The sequence below is a fragment of the Peribacillus loiseleuriae genome (genome assembly GCF_001183985.1).
GTDB lineage: Bacteria > Bacillota > Bacilli > Bacillales > DSM-1321 > Peribacillus > Peribacillus loiseleuriae.
The window spans coordinates 2,815,747-2,836,408 of sequence record NZ_LFZW01000001.1 but is presented as its reverse complement, the minus strand read 5'-3'; the positions used below and the strand labels follow the sequence as shown (position 1 = coordinate 2,836,408).

Genomic DNA, 20,662 nt, shown 5'->3' with positions numbered 1-20,662 from the left:
TATGGCAACGATTGGTATTTTAGGCCTGCAAGGTGCCATTAGTGAACATGTAAAACAGATAGAAGCAACTGGACAAAAAGCCGTAATTGTAAAGCAAGTTGATCAATTAGCAGAGCTCGACGGGTTAATTCTTCCCGGTGGCGAAAGCACAACGATGCGGAAGCTGATGGATCGTTATGGCTTTATAGAACCGATTCTTCAATTTGCGAAGCAAGGTAAACCAATCTTTGGAACATGTGCTGGTATGGTTTTGTTGGCAAAAAAAGTAATTGGATCTGACACGGCTCACTTGAAATTAATTGATATAGAAGTTGAGCGGAATGCGTTTGGTCGTCAGCGAGAGAGCTTTGAAGTGAACATAGATATAAAAAATTTAGAACAGCCTTTTAAAGCGATTTTCATTCGTGCACCAAATGGAGAGAGGGCTGGCAAAGACGTTGAAGTGCTTGCAGACTTTGAAGGGAAAATCGTTTGTGCAAGACAAAAAAATATTCTGGTCAGCGCTTTTCATCCTGAGTTGACGAATGATATACGTATATTGGAACAATTTATTGACATGGTTGAAGAATCACTAAAAACAGGTGTTTAATGAAAAATAGTCTCCCAAAAATGTAATCGATTAATTTGGGTAGACTGTTTTTTTTTGTACTCGAAATCATATTTGTCTCTTGATATTCTATAAAAACTATATTTAAATTTTGTTGCGGATTTGAAATAAAGTTGCGATGATTTATCCCTTTGGATCTGTTTATCAAAAGGGGATTAAGGAATTGGTGAGTGGCAATAAAGTTACTCGACTAAAGATTATGGAATAATACTTAAGAAACTGGTTAAGTACACTATGCAAAGATAATTTAGGATGTAAAAATTTATGGATGCACCATGAAGAAATCAGTGTTATACATTTACTTATATCGAATTCCATTGGATGCTTTATCTAAATCATCCCAATTTAATATACGAATAGAATTTTTGTCTCTTTCAATAATGTTCTTTTGAGTAAGAGAATGAATAACTCGATTTAGATGGCGATATGTCGTGCCAAGTAAATTTGCCATTTCTTTGATGTTGGAAGTTGTTAGCTCTATTCCAAAGTTGTTATTAGGTTCAGCTGATATCGTAGACATAAGGTAACTCGCAAATTTGTTTTCAACAGATGCTAATAAGTTTACACGTGAAGCTGTTGTACAAGTTTGGAGTTTATAGCATACATGTTCTAAAAGTGTATGTAAAAACTTTGGGTTGTCTATTTCGTATTGCTTTATATAATCGAAGGGAAGTCCGATTAATAAGCATTCATTGACTGCTTGGACTTGTGATTGAACGGGAACGTCACGGATTAATTCAATATCTCCAATGATGGAAAAAGGGTGAATAAATCGTAGTAAAAGTGATCTCCCGGTTGCGATACTTGATGTTATTCTTACTTTCCCTTCTACCAAGAATAACAGTGATTGCATCTCCATTCCCTCAAGTAGAATAATTTCATCTGGTGTATATTGCTGTAGTGTAAATGGGAGTTGTTTGGTTTGATCAAACATTTCTTCAACATGATACTGCTGTATAATTTTTTCAAGTAGCTCCGAATCTTGAATATATTTCATATAGAACTCCTTTTTGGGACATATGTCCTTTTCATTATAAGATAAACTGATATGATAAGAACAATAAAAAATGTAGGAGTGGAGTAGAATGAAATTTGTATTCGATTTAGATGGGACAATCTGCTTTAAAGGTCAGCCTGTTTCTGAAAAGCTACTAGTATCGTTAGAAAAGTTAGTAGCACAGGGGCATGAAATTATTTTTGCTTCAGCTAGGCCAATACGTGATTTACTCCCCGTATTACATGCACGTTTTCATCAACACCCAATGATTGGTGGAAATGGATCAATGGTTGCAATAAACGGAAAAATTATATCATCAGTGGGCTTTGCTGAAGAAATACTCGCCAATATTGTTCAATTACTAGAGACATATAACGTTTCTTACTTAATAGATAGCGATTGGAATTACGCTTATACGGGGCCAGCTAATCATCCCATTTTAAATAATCTTGACCCACAAAAACGTGCTAAAAATGTTGAACTGGGTAAATTACAGTCAGTTGTAAAAATCTTGATACTTACTTCAGATAACATGGGAGAAGTATCAGAACAGCTTAGCAAAATGGAAATAGTAGTTCACATTCATGGAAATGAAGGAATCTTAGATATAAGCCCACAAGGAGTAGATAAATGGAGTGGATTACAGCAATTGGGTGTGGAAGAAGGGGAGTATATTGCATTTGGCAATGATGCAAATGATATGACAATGTTTCAACATGCAAAGTATTCAGTTATGATTGGTGGAAATGCACAGCTAAACCCATTCTCATCTGAACAATTGTCATTAGATAACGATATAGAAAACCATTTAGCACAAAGATTTGATGAGCTGGGAAGCATAAACCCATTAAATAAGCCTGTAAACTTACAAGAAGTAACCAATTAAATCTTGTACCTTTTTTGAAATCACTAAAGCCTAAATAAACTAACCAATCAACCAGCTTGTTTATCCCGGTTTAACAGGATACAATATCCCTATCTCAATTTTTGTTTAGAGAATTAAGAAAAAAATTGGTGAGGGATAAACAGCCCAATCTAACAATTAACATTTACAAGGTGTCATCCACTAGTCACATAATTCGCAGTTAAAACAAAAATCCTTACGTTTATAACGTAAGGATTTTTGTTAGTCTTACCCAGCATTCTGCAAACTCTGTTTAGGTTTTTCATGAGGAATAATCAAATTCAAAACAACAGCAGAAATGGCACCTATACCAGTTCCAGAAGAAAGTAGATAGTTTGCAAAGTCAGGTAAAGAATAGAGAATGTCCTTTGGAAGTACTGTTACACCGATTGCCAAAAGAATAGGTATTCCGATTACCATCATATTACGATCATCAACCACAATATGTTGAATAACTTTAAATCCATTCATGACAATAGCCACACAAACAATTCCGAAAATCCCATTGATGACTGGCTCTGGAATTGAAATGATTAAAGCTGAAAGTTTCGGCATCAGTCCCAAAGCAATCAAGATAAAGCCGGCTGCGAGAATCGCCATTCGACTAGCAACACCTGTGAGTGCAATAATTCCGGCATTTGAGGAATATCCGGTCATTGGAGTACCGCCGAATAATGTTCCAACAAAACAGCCAAGTCCTTCACCGAATGAAGCTTTATTTAATCTTTTTTCCGTTAATTCACTGCCTGTCACTTTAGAGACAACAAACCATGTACCAGTCGTTTCAATCAAAATAATGAGATATATAAAGACAATTGTTAAAATGGCACTCATATCGAAGACCGGTGCTCCGAAAGGAAATAGTTTTGGCAGGGAAAACCAAGCTGCATCTGAAACAGCGGAAAAGTCAATTTTTCCAAAAAGACGAGCTGTGATTGTACCAGCTATGATTGCTAGAATAACTGAGACGAGTCTGAAAAAGGTTCCAAAGCTTTTTGCTTGTTTTCCAAGGATCATACAAGCAACTAATACACCAGCTGACACGGCCGCAATGATGACATTATGACCTAAATGGCCGGGAGCGGAGTAAACACTGTTAAATGCATTTGGCATTAAAGAAATTCCAACAATAACAATAACCGTGCCTCCAACGAGCGGTGGGATAATTTTCACAACCGTTTTAGCAAAGATTTTCAATGGATACCCAAGCAATGCGATTAAAATGGCTCCGGGAATCAAGCTTCCATAAATGGCTCCAAGGCCAAGCTTTCCACCGATTGCAGCAAGTGCGCCGATGGGAACATAGGATGGTCCTTGTACGACAGGGAGCTTAATCCCAAATCCGGTTTGAATGATGGTCGCAACACCTGCTGCTAAAAAACACATTTGCACAAAAAATGTTGTATTACTCGTATCAAGCGCCAATAAGCCGGCGATGATGATAGGCGCTATGTAGAGATCCATAGCCAGTACATGTTGTAAACCAAGCAGGATCGATCTACCAACACTGATTTTCTCATCAATTCCTACTAGTAATTCTGAATTTCCCTTTTGTTGTTCCACTGGTTCTTTCCCCCTCGGAAATATGTTTGTGAAAGATATAAACGTAATTATAGGAGAAAAAGGACATTTCGTAAACAGAAAAACGAACATTTATTTTATTTTTATAAAAAATATTCGGTTTACATTGACAACTTCGTGATATATTTCTAAAATAATAAGTGAATAAGTGAACTGGCTAGAGGGGGTACTATTTTGTTAATACAAGATGAAGTTTTACGAAATGATTGGATTGTTGCAAGTAGATCGATAGATATTAAAGGAGAACCCGTTCAGGTTATCGTGATGGGAGAGCGTTTGGTTCTTTATCGTAATGAAGAGGGAGTTCATGCTTTTAAAGATTTGTGTATACACCGGGGAGCAGCTTTGTCATTAGGGTGCGTAAAAGATGGAAAATTGGTATGTCCATATCATGGCTGGGAATACGAATCGAATGGAGAATGTTCTCACATCCCTCAGCTCCCTGAAGGACGATCGATTCCAAAGAAAGCAAAAGCTTTTAAATATGGCTGTATCGAAAAATATGGTCTAGTTTGGGTAAATCTTGAAAACTCAGGGACGGAATTATTTAATCTTCCTGAATTTGATGATGAGAACTATCGTAGTGTTATCTGGGGACCTGTTCAAGCTTTGGCGAATCCGCCTAGAATTGTTGAAAATTTCCTTGATGTTGGTCATTTATCTATATTACATGAAGGCTTTCTTGGTGTCCCAGAACATTCGATAATTGGTGATTATAATATTCACTGGGAGGATGAAAGCATTCGCTCGGATGAGATTGCGATTTATCAACCAGATCCAGATGGCTCTGGACAACCGAAGCATGTGTACTATACATACGAAATTCTTCGTCCATTAACAGTCCGTTTCACGAAAAAAGATCATGAAACAAAGCAAGAGATGGTGATTCTATTAACGGTTTTACCTGTTGAAGAGACGAAATCCATCGCATTTGGTGTCATGTTATTCAATTATGATTCAGGTCAAACAGATCAGGAAATTATTGAATTTCAGGATATGATATTCGCTCAAGACAAACCAATCGTAGAAAACCAAAAACCAGAAGATTTACCATTGGATTTACAAGTGGAATTATCGCTAAAAAGTGATCGGGTAAGTATTGCGTATCGTCAGTATTTGAAGAAATTAGGGGTAGTATTAGGAACAGCGTAAGAATTGCCAAGCTAATTCAAGGAAAGCAGCCAACTTAAAAAAAGTTGGCTGTTTTTTATCATTATGCAGAATTCAACATTGTAACGAATATACTTACAAATGAGTAATCACTCATTTATTATTGATTGAGGGGGTAATGTAAATGAATTACAGCATTGCTATTAACCAAGTAAGCAAAAGTTTTGGGAAAAAAGTAGTATTAAATCAGATCGATTTAATAATCGAAGAAGGTCAAATTTATGGGTTTATTGGTCCTTCAGGCGCAGGTAAGACAACGTTAGTGAAAATGATTGTTGGCATGGATACTCCAGATGCTGGAACGATTCATGTATTAAATGAAAAGATGCCCAATTTAGAATTACTCCAAGAAATTGGTTATATGGCTCAATCTGATGCCCTATATTCTGAGCTAACAGGTATGGAAAACCTTAAATTCTTTGCTTCTCTTTACAAATTAAATAAAGTAGAAATAAAGGAACGTATCTCTTATGCAGCTAATTTAGTACATCTAACCACCGAACTAAATCAAAGAGTGAAAGCATACTCCGGCGGGATGAAACGTCGATTATCTCTTGCAATCGCTTTAATCCAAAATCCAAAAATCTTAATATTAGACGAACCAACTGTAGGAATTGATCCTGAATTGCGATTAAGCATATGGAATGAATTGTTACGATTGAAAAATGAGGAAGGAAAAACAATCATTGTGACCACACATGTTATGGATGAAGCGGAAAGATGTGATTTTGTAGCGATGGTAAGAGATGGTGTCATCTTAACTAGAGGTACACCGGAAGAATTAAAGGCGCATTACCAAGTAGATAATTTTGATGAAGTGTTCTTAAAAGCAGGGAGGAAAGATTCATGAGAACAGTTGCGTTAATCAAAAGAATTTGTCAGGAAATGTTACGAGACAAAAGGACTTTGGCACTGTTGTTTGTTGCACCATTAATCATTCTAACTTTAATGTATTTCTTATTCAACGGAAATACAGTTGACCTTAAATTAGGCGTTGTGAATGTTGATAATAGCCTTGAAAAAATATTAGAGGAAGCAAATATAAACGTGATACAGTATGATACAGCAGATAAGGAAACAATCGTGGTAGAAGATCTTGATGGTTTATTGGAAGTAAAGAATGAAAAATTGGAATTAACATTACAGAATAGTGACCCATCAATCGCTAAAGCCTTGCAAATGAAGGTAAACCAATCTGTATCCTTGCACGCTCAGTCAAAATTTTTGAATCCAAATACTGCACCAGTGGCAATACAGAAAAAAAATATAGATACACAGTATGTATATGGAAACAGTGAAACGGCATTTTTTGATGTGTTAAGTCCTGTCTTAGTTGGTTTTTTTGTATTCTTTTTTGTATTTCTTATCTCGGGAATCGGATTATTAAAGGAGCGAACTACTGGTACTTTGGAACGCTTAATGTCGACACCAATACGCAGAGGAGAAATTGTAACCGCATACTTAGTTGGTTTTGGTATATTTGCAGTGATTCAAACCGTTATTGTCGTATTATATTCAATCAATGTGTTAGATATGGTCATGGTAGGTTCCGTTTGGAATGTTATCCTTATTAATTTACTGTTAGCGTTGGTTGCGCTTTCTTTGGGGACGCTATTGTCTTCTTTTGCCGCTTCTGAATTTCAAATGGTACAGTTTATTCCGATCGCAGTTATTCCACAAGTATTCTTTGCTGGAATTTTCCCGCTTGAAGGAATGGCGGATTGGTTACAATCTATTGGGAAAATCATGCCAATCTATTATGCTGCTGATGCTTTAAAAGGTGTCATGTATAAAGGACTACATTTAACGGATATAAGTGGGGATCTTTTCGCATTGGTTGTATTTGCAACAATCTTTATTATACTGAATATATTCGCATTGAAAAAGTACCGTAGGTTATAAGGAGTTCAGAGTTTAAAGGAAGTGGTTTTAATTGTCTAAAGGCAATCTATTGGATGCAATTATAGCTCAAACCAAATTAACAAAGAAACAAACGGATAAACAGCAAAAAATAGTTGAAACTGCGATTAAATTGTTTGCCGAAAAAGGGTACGCAAATACTTCAACAAGTGAAATAGCAAAAGCAGCAATGGTTGCCGAAGGAACAATTTTTCGCCATTATGGTACGAAAGATAATTTATTACTATCAGTTATTCTGCCGTTTATAAAGGATTCCATCCCTACAATGGCTGAAGAGGTTTTTGGTGAAATTATGTCAAAAAACATTGGATGTTTTGAGGATTTTTTGAGAGCCTTACTAACAAATCGGATTCATTTTATTAATGAAAATAGAGAAATATTTCAAATTGTTGTTAAAGAACTTTTATATAGTGATGAATTAAGGAAAGACTTACTTCCTTTTTTTACTAAAAATATCTTGCACCAAATCAGCAAAGTGATTAATCTGTATAAAAAACGTGGTGAACTGATCGATATCCCAAGCAGTACGATTCAAAGAATGATTTTTCCTTTGATTGGAGGGTATTTCGTATCACGGTTTGTATTACAACCAGATAATTTGGATTTAGATGAAGAGGCGGAAATTGGAAATTTAATTCGATTTATAATGGATGGATTAAGAAAAGAATGAGGGCTTGATTTCGCATACTACACACGGTTCATAGTGGTACTTACGCATAATTTGAATTGTATTGTAGTTGCGGGGTCTGACCCATCCGTTATGAAGAATCTTTAATATTTACATAGTAATAAAGGTTGAAATTGCAAATAAATGATTTCTTATAAATATATCCCTTTATTGTTTTATTCAATCTTCAAATAATTGTGAATTTTCACCATTACTATAGCCACTAGAAAAAATCCGAAAATGACTACTTCGAAAAAGTGAAACTCAATCAGTAGGGGTCTTACTGTCCGTTAAAGCGGGATAAATACTGTGAAAAGGGTAGAAAATTTCTTATGTAGATGTAAAATAGAAATATATATAAATGAAAAGAGGGAGTATAATGGAAGGCATCTTAGATCATCTTAAGGAAGGTTTGGATCTGCTTTTTATCGGCTTTAATCCTAGCATTCGCTCTAGTGAAACCAGTCATCATTATGCTAATCCGAACAATCGTTTTTGGCGGATTATCCATGAGGCGGGATTAACACCAAGAAAATATCAACCGATTGAAGATCGCACATTATTAGAGTTGGGCTATGGATTTACGAACATCGTATCACGGCCCACTAAAGCCGCTAATGAAATTACGAAAGAGGAATACATACAAGGTAGGCAAGAATTGAAGCAAAAAATTATAACTTTCAAGCCAAAGGTAGTTTGCTTTGTAGGCAAGGGAGTATATCAGCAATACAGCAAAAAAAGAGATATACTCTGGGGTGTACAAGACGAAAGAGTTATTCCAGAAACAATTGAATTTGTTGCTCCTTCTTCAAGTGGACTGGTCAGAATGAAAATAGACGATGTCATAAGCATATACAGCAAGCTACCTTCTATTATAGAAGAAACAAAAAATGATCATCGTTGAATAGTGAACAAATCCATGCAGAACAGGAGTAGAATAAATGAGTGAACTAAGTACAGATTTGAACAAAAATGTAATGGAAGAGGGAGATAGCTTTTGGCAAGGAGTCAAAGATTGCATTCCTACATTATTAGGCTACCTCAGTATTGGATTCGCAGCAGGAGTTGTTGAAAAGACTGCAGGCTTGAGCATGATTGAAATTGCACTAATGAGCCTACTGCTATATGCCGGATCAGGTCAATTTATAGCAGCAGGAATGATTGCAGCTAGCCATCCTGTATCTGCGATTATCGTCACCATCTTCTTCATCAATAGTCGACATCTTCTATTAAGTGCAGCGATAGCTCCATACTTTAAAAAAAATACGACATCAAAAAATCTAATCACAGGTGCATTACTAACAGATGAAACATTCGGAGTGGCGATTACCCACGCCCAATCAAAAAAACAATTAGATTATAAATGGATGCTTGGCTTAAATATTGCTGCCTATTTAAATTGGGCGCTAGCTACAATTGCTGGAGGAATTTTTGGCCAATGGATACCAGATCCCGAACGATTTGGACTAGATTTTGCTTTGCCAGCCATGTTTATCGGCTTGCTTGTTCTACAAATTCTCAGTCAGAAGAAGTACTTCATCGACATCATTGTAGCAGTAAGCTCAGGTGTCATTGTCATAGCGGCAAGCTTTTTTGTATCAGGAAGTGCTGGAGTTATTTTGGCGACGATTCTGTCCGCTACGATAGGGTTGGTGATTTCAAAATGGAGATAAATTGGTATATTATGAGCGTTATTATTGGATCTGCCATTGTCACCTTTATACCTAGAATATTACCTCTTGTTGTATTAAGTAAACTCGAAATACCAGAATGGGGAATAAACTGGCTTAAGCATGTGCCTGTAGCGGTAATGTCTGCTTTATTGGCATCCGAATTACTCTTACTTGATAATAAAGTTTCTATTCAAGAAAATACCTTAAATTTAATGTCTGCTATTCCAACTTTATTAGTAGCTATCTACACAAGGAGTTTACTCGGCACAGTCCTTGTAGGAATAGCGACACTTATGACAATCAGATTTTTACTTTAATCGTTTTCATGGAACCCAATAATTTTGGGTTTTTTTGAATTTTCCATACTTTAACCAATATATTTAGATTAAGAAAGAATGATGAATAATATTTATTTATAAGAGCTAAGATAGCCAACATACAACATTATTCCCATAGGCAGATGCTGAATTTTAGATGTTGATAATCAAATCATATAATTCAACATAAAGTATAAGTAACAACAATTGTAAGCGTTATCTTTCAAAGGCTTGTTTTAGAAAACTTGTCTTCAAATGTTTAGAAATTGTATCTCTGTCAACAATGGAGAGGAAAGCAAATAGCTATGGGGGTGTTATTAAATGAATACGAATGAAGCCATTAAAGTTCTAGATCGGATGCGTTTATCGAATGGAGCTTATACGGCAAGTCTGTCGCAAGATTACAGTTTTGTTTGGATTCGGGATATCGTTTACACAGTACTGCCTTTTATGCAAAAACCATCAGAACGTTATGAAAAAGCATATCATGCCTTATTCGATCTATTTAAAACATATGAGTGGAAAATTGATATCCATCGACAAAAGCGTCCGGTATATTTGTTTGAGTATATTCACTCACGCTATTCAACAGATTTAAAAGAACTACCTGTCGAATGGGGGCATGCTCAAAATGATGCTATAGGAGCATTCTTATGGGGCGTAGGGGAAGGCTTTCGTTTAGGGCAAAAAGTTATTCGTGATGAAAAAGATTTAGAAATTGTTCAGAAGCTCGTTGATTATTTAGACTGTCTGCAATACTGGCAAGCAAAAGACAATGGAATGTGGGAAGAAAATATGGAGCTTCACACTTCAAGTATTGGAGCCTGTGTAGCTGGTTTACACGCTGTGAAAATGCTCGTAAATGTGAAAGAAGAAACTATAAAAAAAGGTGAAGAAACATTAAGATTCCTGTTACCTAGAGAAAGTGAATCAAAGGACACGGATTTAGCGTTATTGTCCCTTGTCTATCCTTATCGTATACTTGATCGAAAAACGGCTCTGAAAGTTGTAGAAAATGTATCGAGCAAATTAGAGCGTAAATATGGTGTAATTCGATACGAAAATGATCAGTATTATAATCAAGGCAGTGAAGCTGAATGGTGTTTTGGGCTTCCGTGGCTCGGACTTTGTTATTTAGAATTAGGTCTCTTTAATAAAGCGATTGGCTATTTGGCAAAAACAGAAGCGATTGTTCCAGAAAATTGGGAAGTTCCAGAGTTGTATATCGGTGGCACAAATGTTCCTAACGGCAATACACCACTTGCTTGGTCAGTTGCATTATCTTATCTATTCATCAATCGAATCGAAAAAGTTAGCGATGAAAAAGCAACATAGATCTTTTGAAATGAGGCTGCTCAAACAGTCTCTTTTTTTGTGTCTGAACAATTCATAAGAAAAAGGATACAAGGAAACACCATTATTCAATAATAATATATCAATATGAAAAACCAGATGATGATGATAACGATAGAACCATCCATTAGATGTTAAACACATGAAGAAAAAGGAAGTAAATACCTAAAAATGAAAACGTTTTCTTTGGTACAAAAGTCTCCTTCTGTTTGTGAAATATTAATCTTTTTTGAATTTTCCTACAAAACGACAATAAAAAACAAATTTCGCTAAAGGAATAATCTTTTCCATAGCGAATCTAAATATTACAGAAACATGTTAGTTTCGATTATTTTAAATTGGAGGTGTACAGTGTGAATAGCATAGCGAGCCAGAATACAGATATTACTCCTAGTGAATTAGAAATATATTTATTTCATGAAGGAACGCTCTTTGAAAGTTATAAGATGTTAGGTGCGCATGTCAGTACATATAAAGGGATTGATGGTGTCCGTTTTTCAGTTTGGGCTCCGCATGCTAAGCAGGTTGCCGTTGTTGGAGATTTTAATAACTGGAACGGAACTCAGAACCAAATGCAGCAAGTGAATCATTCTGGAATTTGGGTTTTGTTCATCCAAGGTCTCGAGGAAGGTCAAATTTATAAGTATGAGATTGAAACCGTAAATGGGGAAAAACTATTAAAAGCAGATCCCTACGCGTTTTTTTCGGAATTACGACCTAACACTGCTTCTGTTGTAAAGCGTTTGGACCAATATGAATGGAAGGATAAAAAGTGGCTGCAGCAGCGGGATAAGGAAGAATCTTATCATAAACCGCTTCTTGTTTATGAATTACATATGGCATCTTGGAAAAAGAAAGAAAATGGAGATTTGTACTCCTATCGCGAGCTTGCTGATGAGCTTATCGATTATGTGGTCGAGCATGGATTCACACATATTGAATTAATGCCGGTAATGGAACATCCATTAGATTTGTCCTGGGGCTATCAGCTTACCGGATTCTATTCGGTAACAAGTAGACATGGAACTCCAGAAGATTTTATGTATTTCGTTGATCAGTGCCATCAAAAAGGGGTAGGAGTCCTCCTTGATTGGGTGCCGGCCCATTTTTGTAGAGATGAACATGGTTTAGGGCGATTTGATGGAACCCCACTTTATGAACCACATGATTCACGCAAAGCAGATCGCCCACTCTGGGGTACCTATAGTTTTGATTTTGGCAAACCCGAGATTCATAGTTTTCTAATCTCTAACATAATGTTTTGGATGGAGGTCTATCATATTGACGGGTTTCGTGCAGATGCGGTCTCCTCAATGATTTATCTAAATCACGATAATCCTCAATCAGAGAAGTTAACGAATCAATACGGCGGTGAGGAGAACATTGAAGCCATTTCATTCTTGAAAAAAATGAATGAAGCAATATTCGCGAAATACCCTGGTGTCCTGATGATGGCAGAGGAAGCAACAGATCATCCATTGGTAAGTGCACCAACTTCTATTGGTGGTTTAGGTTTTAATTACAAATGGAATATGGGATGGGCCAATGATCTTCTTAAATATATGAAGCTTCATCCATCTGAAAGACGATACCATCATAATCTTTTAACGTTTTCATTTTTCTATGCATTTTCTGAAAATTTTATTCTTCCTTTTTCACATGACGAAGTGGTTCATGGGAAACTATCGTTATTGAATAAAATGCCTGGTGACTATTGGCAAAAATTCGCTAATTATCGATTGCTTTATGGGTACTTCATGACACATCCGGGTAAAAAGCTCGTATTCATGGGAGCAGAATTTGGACAATTTGCCGAATGGAAAGAATTAGAGGAGCTAGACTGGCTTCTTCTCGATTATGAGTCCCATACTAAACTGAATCGCTATATTACAACGATTCAACATTTCTATAAAAATACATCCAGCTTATGGAGATTAGATCATGAGCAGGAAGGATTTGAATGGATTGATGCTGATAATCGGGACCAAAGTGTCATCACCTTCATGAGACATGGAAAACGAAAAGGAGATTATTGCATTATTGTTTGTAATTTTTCAACAGATGTTTATCATGATTATCGAATTGGAGTACCTTCTAGTGGGAAATACATCGAGGTATTAAACAGCGATGAAGAGGTCTATGGAGGTTCAGGGCAACTTAATGAAAAAGCAATTACAGTAGACAAACAGCCTCATCATAACCAGCCATACAGCATGAACATTAAAGTTCCGCCACTTGGCACAGCAATCTTCATGAAACAAACAAAAAAGCGGCAGGGGAGAGTAATTCATAATGAAATCTAAAAAATGGATCGCAATGTTATTAGCAGGAGGGCAAGGCTCAAGACTTGGTGAATTAACGACTGGACTTGCAAAACCGGCTGTTCCGTTTGGAGGAAAATACCGTATCATCGATTTCCCCTTAAGTAACTGTACCCATTCTGGAATTGATACAGTTGGTGTGTTAACTCAATATCAACCACTTGTCTTGAATCACTATGTTGGTAATGGCAGACCGTGGGATTTAGACCGAAACTTTGGAGGTGTTTCCGTTCTTCCACCTTATCAAGGAAAAGATGGTGGTGAGTGGTACGCGGGTACAGCAAATGCTGTCTATCAAAACATTCAATATATTGACCATTATGATCCAGAATATGTGCTTGTTTTATCAGGCGATCATATTTACAAAATGGACTATAGTCGCATGCTTAAATATCATGTTGAAAAGAAAGCACAAGCGACTATAGCGGTCATAGAAGTACCATGGTCGGAAGCGAGCCGGTTTGGGCTGATGAATACAGACGAAGAAGATAAAATTTCTGAATTTGAAGAAAAACCAGCAAAGCCGAAAAGCAACTTAGCATCAATGGGTGTTTATTTATTTGATTGGAAACTATTGAAACAATATTTAATCGAGGATGAGCTTGATGCATTTTCCACAAAAGATTTTGGGAAGGACATTATTCCTAAAATACTTGGGGATGGAAAGAGTTTATATGCATATCGCTTCGAAGGCTATTGGAAAGACGTAGGGACAGTCGAGAGTTTATGGGGAGCTCATATGGATCTACTGGATGATGTACCAGGATTTGATTTAAATGATCCACATTGGAAGTTTTATGCTGGTAACGCAAATCATGCTCCACAATATATTTCAGCAGAAGCAAATATTACGCAATCATTAGTAAATGAAGGCTGCATCGTTCATGGTACTATTAATCATTCTATTCTTTCTTATAATGTTCATGTGGGAAAAAACACGATCATAAAAGACTCGGTTATCATGCCAAATGTGAAAATTGGTAACAATGTTACGATTAATAATGCAATCATTGCGAGCGATATTTGCATTGAAGATTACGCAGAAATCGGATCAACTTCACCAGCTGCAGAAATTACTGTAATCGGAGATGCCGAGAATATTTCATACGTTGCAACAAACGAAAAAAGTAGAATTAAATAAGAATATGCATATAGGGGAGTCGCTATATTTGGATAATGTAATTGGAGTTATTAACCTCGTGAACGAAAAACAATATTTAAAAGAATTAACATCACATCGCTGTCTTTCTGCTGTTCCATTTGGCGGAAGATACCGGCTTATTGATTTTACTATGTCCAATTTTGTTCATGCAGATATAACCAAAGTTGCTGTATTTACGAAAGAAAAATACCGATCAATCATGGATCATCTGGGCTCAGGGAAGGAATGGGATTTAGATAGACGAAATGGCGGGCTGTTTATATTGCCTCCGACTCATCCAGATGAACTTATTAAAGGAGATTTACAGCAATTTCACGATCATATCGAGTTTTTTAACCGTTCACCTGAAGATACGGTTGTTATTTCACCAGGTCATCATGTGTGTAAAATGGATTTTCAAGAAATCGTTGACCATCACAAGGACAGTTGCGCAGATATTACCGTTGTCTATAAAGATTTTGATGGTGAATCTGTAGACAAACCTATTTATCATAAATATTCAATTCAGAATGATGGAAGAGTAAAGAATATCGAACTCTATACATCACCTGAACAGGGTGATTCTGTAGGGCTTGAGACATTTGTCATCAAAAAGGACTTGCTCATTGAAATTATTAAAACTTGCTGTGAAAATGGTGAATATGATTTCTTAAAAGATGGGGTAAAGGCAAATTTACATCATCTAAAAGTTAATAGTTATCATTATAAAGGGTATTTTCCATTCATTCATTCTATTTCTAGCTACTATAAAAGTAATATGGAATTCCTAAATCCTGAGCTTGCACAAACTTTCTTTTATGACACTTGGGATATCTATACAAAAATAAAGCATGAAGCACCTGTTAAATATTCTATTACTTCTAAAGTAACTAATTCTTTAGTTGCGAATGGCTGTGACATTGAAGGAACGGTTGAAAACAGTATTATTTTCCGCGGCGTGAAAATTCGAAAAGGAGCTGTCGTAAAAAATAGTATCATCATGCAAAAAGGGGAAATCCACGAAGGAACGTATCTCGAAAATGTGATAACAGATAAACAAGTAAACATCACATCAGAACAAGTTGTCATCGGTGATTCTATACCGCGAATTGTAAAAAAAGCAGATGTCGTGTAACGGAGGATTTGTAATGAATATTTTATATGCTGCATCCGAGTGTGCCCCGTTCATCAAAACCGGAGGGCTTGGGGATGTCATCGGTGCATTACCGAAAGCTTTGCAACAACAAGGCGTTGAGGTAACGGTTATATTACCTAAATACAGTGACCTAGCAAACCAGTATAAGAATCAATTAGAACTCGTTAAAATCATAGATGTACCTGTCGGCTGGCGGGAACAATATTGTGGAATCGAAAAACTCGAATATGAAGGGATAACCATCTATTTTCTTGATAACGAGTACTATTTCAAACGGCATGGTAGTTATGGATATTATGATGATGGGGAACGGTTCGCCTTTTTTTCGCGAGCGGTGCTTGAAGCATTGCCCCATCTTGACAAAAAGCCTGACATCATTCATTGCCATGATTGGCAGACAGGGCCTATCCCTGTTTTATTAAAGGCACATTATCGGAATCATCCGTATTATCAAGGGATAAAAACAGTATTCACGATTCATAATCTTCGATATCAAGGTGTGTTTTCCAAGAGTGTTTTAGCAGAGCTACTTGATTTAAGTGAGCTATATTTCCATATGGATGGTCTGGAATTTCGCGGAAATGTCAGTTATATGAAAGCAGGTCTGGCATATGCTGATTATTTGACCACTGTTAGTCCAACCTACGCAAATGAAATTCAAATGCCTTATTATGGAGAAAATTTAGATGGATTCTTGAGACAGCGTAGTTGGAATCTTCGTGGAATTGTCAATGGAATTGATCCTGACACGTATAATCCAGCACTAGATTCAGCCCTTTTTTCAGGCTATGATACTTATGAAGGCAAAATGGAGAACAAACGACTGCTCCAAAAACAATTAGGACTACCTGTGAATGAGGGAATTCCTGTCATTTCAATGGTAACAAGGCTAGTTGATCAAAAAGGGGTTGATTTAGTTCTTCATGTGATGGAAGATATTCTCAAGCAGAATGTACAGGTTATCGTACTTGGAACAGGTGAAGAACATTATGAATGGGCCTTTAAAGATTTAGCACATCGCTACCCTGATCAAGTCTCAGCACAAATTTACTTCGACGAAGGACTATCTCGGAAAATTTATGCGGGTTCTGATCTATTCTTAATGCCTTCCCACTTTGAGCCTTGTGGCATCGGGCAGTTACTTGCACTACGTTATGGTACACTTCCGCTTGTAAGAGAAACTGGAGGACTTAAAGATACCGTCGTTCCATATAATGAGTTGAGCGATCAAGGGAATGGATTCAGCTTCTCGAATTACAATGCCCATGATATGTTATACACGATTGAACGGGCAGTTTGGTATTATCGCTATCAACCGAAGAAATGGAAAAAACTCGTTGAACGAGCAATGAGTATCGATTATAGTTGGGATGCTTCCTCTAAGGAATACAAAGAGCTGTATGAAATGCTAGTATAAAATAAGTAGCACTTCCATGGTAATCTGGAAGTGCTTTTTGCCGATTTGGTTGGGACTGCATTACTATTCTTGAGTTGAAAATGAAGGGGGGAAGTGACGGGTCTTTTTTTACAAAAACAGCATTGCATTTTTATAAATCAATTACGAATATAAAATGAAAGAAAATTTAGTTTAATGATCAGTGTTGGATGGCATTCTTCATGGTTCATGAATTAAAATAAGTACACAAATTTATATGTAGCAAAATATAAAAAAGGAACCATTCTCATATCGGTCTTGAGATTGATTCCTTTTATGTTTTTTTTCATATTTTTCTAAAGTTGCCTGCTTCGTTTTTGTCATTCGGCTAATTGGTTTAATGTCACACCATGTTCCTCTGCTTTTTGAAACATCCCTGTTACCTTCTCTTAGTTGTTTTTCTCTCAACTTCATTGCTTTTGATTTAGCCAATTATTGTCACTCCTTTAAAAAGATCCTATGCTTCTTTCATTATATGCATAATCAGTATAGATGCAAGGTTTTCTTTATTCTCCAAATCGGGTATAAAGAAGAGAGAATAATTTATTTAAGTGAGGATGAACCTTATGAAAAGACGGAGAATGGAATTTATATTTTTATTTGTCTTGATGTTATCCGTTTATATTGTTCTTTTTGGTAGCTTTAGCTCAAACTTGAAGCTTTTTTCGATTGGATTATACGTTCTCATTATCCTCATTACGATGTATTCCTTGATGTTGGAATACCGATCTTCTCACCATACTTTGCTCTGGATGTATGTTTTGCTGTTTATTCCAGTGTTTGGTTATATGTTTTACCTGTATTCAGGGCAACTTTACTTAAAAGGTTATTTATTTAGAACGAAGCGTCATAGAAATCGAGAAGAATGGAAAAAGCTCGTAAATCAAGCGACATCGCCTGATTTATCCTTTCTAAACGATCATCAACGAGCCTTTTCAACGTTTGCCAGTAATGCCTCACAAACTGCATTCAGCACGAACTCTAATACGTATGTATTAAAAAATGGAAAAGAAACATTTAGTGAAATTATTAAGAAACTTAAAGAAGCAAAGCAGTTTATTCATATTGAATATTATATTTTCAGGTCAGACAGGCTTGGAAAAGAGATCATACATATTTTGATGGAGAAGGCTAAAGAAGGTGTGGAAGTTTTATTTATATTTGATGCAGCTGGTAGTTTTAGTCTAGCCAAATCTGATATTAAGGATATGATTTCTGCAGGAGTGAAGGTACAACCATTTTCACCATTGAAAAGTGGCTTTTTTAATCAAAAATTTAACTTTAGAAATCATAGGAAAATTATCGTGATTGATGGGGAAATCGGTTTTGTTGGTGGTTTGAATGTTGGGGAAGAGTACTTAGGTAGAAATAAAAAAATAGGGTTCTGGAGAGATACTCATTTGGAAGTAAAGGGTGAAGCAGTCTATACATTGCATACGGTATTTTTGATGGATTGGGAGTATGTGAGTGGGGAGCAGGTACTTAATGAAAGAGCGAAGATGATGCAGACTCACAAACCAGGTGATGGTGCTGTCCAGATTGTAGCAAGCGGTCCAGATACTCAACAAGGCATCATGAGTGATTTTTATTATTCGCTTATTTCGTGTGCAACGAAATCGATTTGGATTGCGACTCCTTATTTTGTTCCAGATGAGGCAATTCGTGCAGCCATGAAATCCGCTGCTCAAAAAGGCGTTCAAGTACGCTTAATGATTCCAGAAATAAATGATGGGTTTCTGACTCAATATGCAAGTCGTTCCTATTTCAATGAGCTCTTGGAATGCAATGTTGAGATTTATTTGTATAAAAAGGGATTTTTACATCAGAAAGTTATTATTGTCGATCATGATATGGCGACAATAGGAACAGCTAATATGGACAAACGCAGTTTTCATTTGAATTTCGAAGTAAATGTTTTTTTACTTGGAACACAATCTATTAATGAACTTGTGGAAGATTATGAAGGAGACATTCTAGAGAGTGAAAAAGTAGAGATAGACACGTATCGTAAGCGCGGGTTTGTTGTGAAATCGAAGGAAGCTTTCAGCCGTTTGTTTTCAGATGTTCTTTAATAGGAATATGAGCATGAAAATTGTATAGTAGAAAATAGAAAATAGCAAATAGTAATAGTTTTAGGGAGAGTAGAAAAAATGAAATTAGTTTCTTGGAATGTAAACGGAATTCGAGCCTGTGTAAAGAAAGGCTTTCTTGATTATTTTCATGAAGTAGATGCAGATATCTTTTGTTTGCAGGAAACAAAGCTGCAAGAAGGGCAAATCGAATTAGAGCTTGATGGTTACCATCAATATTGGAATTATGCATTGAAAAAAGGCTACTCTGGAACGGCTATTTTTACAAAACAAAAGCCATTATCTGTTTCATATGGTGTCGGCGAGCATGAAGAAGAACCAGAAGGGCGCATTATAGCGTTAGAGTTCGAGGGTTTTTATCTAGTAAACGTGTATGTGCCAAACGCGAAGCGGGATTTAACAAGACTAGATTATCGGCTTCAATGGGAAGATGAAATCCGCGCCTATTTAACTGAACTGGATCAGATGAAGCCGGTTTTATTTTGTGGAGATTTAAATGTTGCCCATCAGGAAATTGATTTACGAAATGCAAAATCTAATTTCGGTAATTCTGGATTTACGATTGAAGAACGTGGGAAAATGACAGAGTTGCTTCAAGCGGGCTTTATTGATACGTTTCGTTATTTTCACCCGGACACGGAAGGGGCTTATACTTGGTGGTCCTATATGAGCAAGGTGAGGGAGCGGAACATCGGCTGGCGGATTGACTATTTCCTTGCATCAAAACGCCTTGGAATCAAGTTAAAGGATGCCGGGATTCATCCGCAGGTTCTTGGAAGTGATCACTGTCCGATTTATCTGGAAGTAGATTTCATATAATCTCCAATAATCGGTTATAGTACTAACACAGTCACCAAATTAAAGGAGGATATGATGAAATCATTTAATGTAACATTTCACAAAGAAGACGATGTAGATACAATGCTTGTCCAAAAACTGGCAGAGCAGGAATTCGAACAAGCGACTGTTGGAGGAACACGTCGATTATTTGAGCTTGATACGAATGTAGGATTTTTCGTATTTTTTGATGGACAAGACAAAGATGGAGACTTGTCTTATTTGATGCTTCAATATGAAGAAGACAGTGAAGATCCAAAAGCATGTTATGCATTTGAAATGAAAGATTTTTATGAGTTCATCACACTTTATTTACAAGGGGTTGATGATTTCCCAGAAGATGATGAAGATGATGATTCGTATGGTCCCATTCATCACTTGGCACATCTATTATTCCATGTTGCTGAAGAGGGGAATTCGATTAACCTAGACTAATTTCGGCGTAGACCTTCAATGCTTATTGAGGGTCTATGATCTGTTTATGTATAAAAAA

General features: G+C 36.4%; 20 protein-coding genes. 17 read left to right on the top strand and 3 right to left on the bottom strand.

Features of this window, described 5'->3' with window-relative positions:
- The first annotated feature begins 1 nt into the window (after position 1).
- A complete protein-coding gene (gene pdxT / locus AC625_RS13225; RefSeq protein ID WP_049681693.1) occupies positions 2-589 on the top strand; it encodes a pyridoxal 5'-phosphate synthase glutaminase subunit PdxT in 588 nt (195 codons plus the stop codon).
- Between the two features lie 316 nt (positions 590-905).
- Here the strand turns inward: pdxT and AC625_RS13220 are convergent, their stop codons facing one another.
- Positions 906-1,604: a Crp/Fnr family transcriptional regulator gene (locus tag AC625_RS13220; protein ID WP_049681692.1), complete on the bottom strand. Its 699-nt coding sequence runs from the start codon at positions 1,602-1,604 to the stop codon at positions 906-908.
- Between the two features lie 88 nt (positions 1,605-1,692).
- Between AC625_RS13220 and AC625_RS13215 the strand changes: the two genes are divergently transcribed.
- Positions 1,693-2,490, top strand: a complete 798-nt coding sequence (locus AC625_RS13215) for an HAD-IIB family hydrolase (RefSeq protein WP_049681691.1) — start codon at positions 1,693-1,695, stop codon at positions 2,488-2,490.
- 246 nt (positions 2,491-2,736) lie between these two features.
- Here AC625_RS13215 and AC625_RS13210 read toward each other — a convergent pair whose 3' ends face one another.
- Entirely contained in the window at positions 2,737-4,071 is a 1,335-nt protein-coding gene (locus tag AC625_RS13210; protein ID WP_049681690.1) for a uracil-xanthine permease family protein, read from the bottom strand.
- Positions 4,072-4,263: 192 nt separating this feature from the next.
- Between AC625_RS13210 and AC625_RS13205 the strand changes: the two genes are divergently transcribed.
- From AC625_RS13205 to glgA, 12 genes are all read left to right on the top strand, one after another.
- A complete protein-coding gene (locus tag AC625_RS13205) occupies positions 4,264-5,241 on the top strand; it encodes an aromatic ring-hydroxylating oxygenase subunit alpha (protein ID WP_049681689.1) in 978 nt (325 codons plus the stop codon).
- A gap of 142 nt (positions 5,242-5,383) precedes the next feature.
- Positions 5,384-6,109, top strand: a complete 726-nt coding sequence (locus AC625_RS13200; RefSeq protein WP_049681688.1) for an ABC transporter ATP-binding protein — start codon at positions 5,384-5,386, stop codon at positions 6,107-6,109.
- Complete coding sequence (locus tag AC625_RS13195; protein WP_049681687.1) at positions 6,106-7,161, top strand: ABC transporter permease; 1,056 nt, start codon at positions 6,106-6,108, stop codon at positions 7,159-7,161. The genes AC625_RS13200 and AC625_RS13195 overlap by 4 nt, the downstream gene beginning before the upstream one ends.
- Positions 7,162-7,192: 31 nt before the next feature.
- Entirely contained in the window at positions 7,193-7,849 is a 657-nt protein-coding gene (locus AC625_RS13190; protein ID WP_049681686.1) for a TetR/AcrR family transcriptional regulator, read from the top strand.
- A 376-nt stretch (positions 7,850-8,225) separates the two neighbouring features.
- The gene (locus AC625_RS13185) at positions 8,226-8,750 is read left to right on the top strand and encodes a mismatch-specific DNA-glycosylase (protein ID WP_049681685.1); all 525 of its coding nucleotides are present in this window, start codon (positions 8,226-8,228) and stop codon (positions 8,748-8,750) included.
- Between the two features lie 37 nt (positions 8,751-8,787).
- The gene (locus tag AC625_RS13180; RefSeq protein ID WP_049681684.1) at positions 8,788-9,519 is read left to right on the top strand and encodes an AzlC family ABC transporter permease; all 732 of its coding nucleotides are present in this window, start codon (positions 8,788-8,790) and stop codon (positions 9,517-9,519) included.
- 11 nt (positions 9,520-9,530) lie between these two features.
- A complete protein-coding gene (locus AC625_RS13175; protein ID WP_342670992.1) occupies positions 9,531-9,836 on the top strand; it encodes an AzlD domain-containing protein in 306 nt (101 codons plus the stop codon).
- 321 nt (positions 9,837-10,157) lie between these two features.
- Entirely contained in the window at positions 10,158-11,171 is a 1,014-nt protein-coding gene (locus tag AC625_RS13170) for a glycoside hydrolase family 15 protein (protein WP_049681682.1), read from the top strand.
- 371 nt (positions 11,172-11,542) lie between these two features.
- Complete coding sequence (gene glgB, locus AC625_RS13165; protein ID WP_049681681.1) at positions 11,543-13,492, top strand: 1,4-alpha-glucan branching protein GlgB; 1,950 nt, start codon at positions 11,543-11,545, stop codon at positions 13,490-13,492.
- Complete coding sequence (locus AC625_RS13160) at positions 13,482-14,651, top strand: glucose-1-phosphate adenylyltransferase (RefSeq protein WP_049681680.1); 1,170 nt, start codon at positions 13,482-13,484, stop codon at positions 14,649-14,651. Before glgB ends, AC625_RS13160 begins: the two co-directional genes overlap by 11 nt.
- Positions 14,652-14,679: 28 nt before the next feature.
- A complete protein-coding gene (glgD, locus tag AC625_RS13155) occupies positions 14,680-15,786 on the top strand; it encodes a glucose-1-phosphate adenylyltransferase subunit GlgD (protein WP_049683726.1) in 1,107 nt (368 codons plus the stop codon).
- 13 nt (positions 15,787-15,799) lie between these two features.
- The gene (gene glgA / locus AC625_RS13150) at positions 15,800-17,224 is read left to right on the top strand and encodes a glycogen synthase GlgA (protein WP_049681679.1); all 1,425 of its coding nucleotides are present in this window, start codon (positions 15,800-15,802) and stop codon (positions 17,222-17,224) included.
- Between the two features lie 231 nt (positions 17,225-17,455).
- Here the strand turns inward: glgA and AC625_RS13145 are convergent, their stop codons facing one another.
- Positions 17,456-17,674, bottom strand: a complete 219-nt coding sequence (locus AC625_RS13145; RefSeq protein ID WP_049681678.1) for a hypothetical protein — start codon at positions 17,672-17,674, stop codon at positions 17,456-17,458.
- Between the two features lie 134 nt (positions 17,675-17,808).
- Here AC625_RS13145 and cls point away from each other — a divergent pair, with 134 nt between their 5' ends.
- The 3 genes from cls (at position 17,809) to AC625_RS13130 (ending at position 20,604) form a co-directional block, all read left to right on the top strand.
- Complete coding sequence (gene cls, locus AC625_RS13140) at positions 17,809-19,314, top strand: cardiolipin synthase (RefSeq protein WP_049681677.1); 1,506 nt, start codon at positions 17,809-17,811, stop codon at positions 19,312-19,314.
- Positions 19,315-19,392: 78 nt separating this feature from the next.
- Complete coding sequence (locus AC625_RS13135) at positions 19,393-20,151, top strand: exodeoxyribonuclease III (protein ID WP_049681676.1); 759 nt, start codon at positions 19,393-19,395, stop codon at positions 20,149-20,151.
- Positions 20,152-20,205: 54 nt separating this feature from the next.
- Positions 20,206-20,604 carry a hypothetical protein gene (locus AC625_RS13130; protein ID WP_049681675.1) on the top strand — a complete coding sequence of 133 codons (399 nt, stop codon included), beginning with the start codon at positions 20,206-20,208 and terminating at the stop codon, positions 20,602-20,604.
- Positions 20,605-20,662 lie beyond the last annotated feature (58 nt).

What these genes read in the sequence shown, in the direction of transcription:
- pdxT (WP_049681693.1), top strand. Translation starts at nt 2, where the DNA reads ATGGCAACGATTGGTATTTTAGGCCTGCAAGGTGCCATTAGTGAACAT.
- AC625_RS13220 (WP_049681692.1), bottom strand. Translation starts at nt 1,604, where the DNA reads ATGAAATATATTCAAGATTCGGAGCTACTTGAAAAAATTATACAGCAG.
- AC625_RS13215 (WP_049681691.1), top strand. Translation starts at nt 1,693, where the DNA reads ATGAAATTTGTATTCGATTTAGATGGGACAATCTGCTTTAAAGGTCAG.
- AC625_RS13200 (WP_049681688.1), top strand. Translation starts at nt 5,384, where the DNA reads ATGAATTACAGCATTGCTATTAACCAAGTAAGCAAAAGTTTTGGGAAA.
- AC625_RS13195 (WP_049681687.1), top strand. Translation starts at nt 6,106, where the DNA reads ATGAGAACAGTTGCGTTAATCAAAAGAATTTGTCAGGAAATGTTACGA.
- AC625_RS13185 (WP_049681685.1), top strand. Translation starts at nt 8,226, where the DNA reads ATGGAAGGCATCTTAGATCATCTTAAGGAAGGTTTGGATCTGCTTTTT.
- AC625_RS13180 (WP_049681684.1), top strand. Translation starts at nt 8,788, where the DNA reads ATGAGTGAACTAAGTACAGATTTGAACAAAAATGTAATGGAAGAGGGA.
- AC625_RS13175 (WP_342670992.1), top strand. Translation starts at nt 9,531, where the DNA reads ATGAGCGTTATTATTGGATCTGCCATTGTCACCTTTATACCTAGAATA.
- AC625_RS13170 (WP_049681682.1), top strand. Translation starts at nt 10,158, where the DNA reads ATGAATACGAATGAAGCCATTAAAGTTCTAGATCGGATGCGTTTATCG.
- AC625_RS13160 (WP_049681680.1), top strand. Translation starts at nt 13,482, where the DNA reads ATGAAATCTAAAAAATGGATCGCAATGTTATTAGCAGGAGGGCAAGGC.
- glgA (WP_049681679.1), top strand. Translation starts at nt 15,800, where the DNA reads ATGAATATTTTATATGCTGCATCCGAGTGTGCCCCGTTCATCAAAACC.
- cls (WP_049681677.1), top strand. Translation starts at nt 17,809, where the DNA reads ATGAAAAGACGGAGAATGGAATTTATATTTTTATTTGTCTTGATGTTA.
- AC625_RS13135 (WP_049681676.1), top strand. Translation starts at nt 19,393, where the DNA reads ATGAAATTAGTTTCTTGGAATGTAAACGGAATTCGAGCCTGTGTAAAG.
- AC625_RS13130 (WP_049681675.1), top strand. Translation starts at nt 20,206, where the DNA reads ATGAAATCATTTAATGTAACATTTCACAAAGAAGACGATGTAGATACA.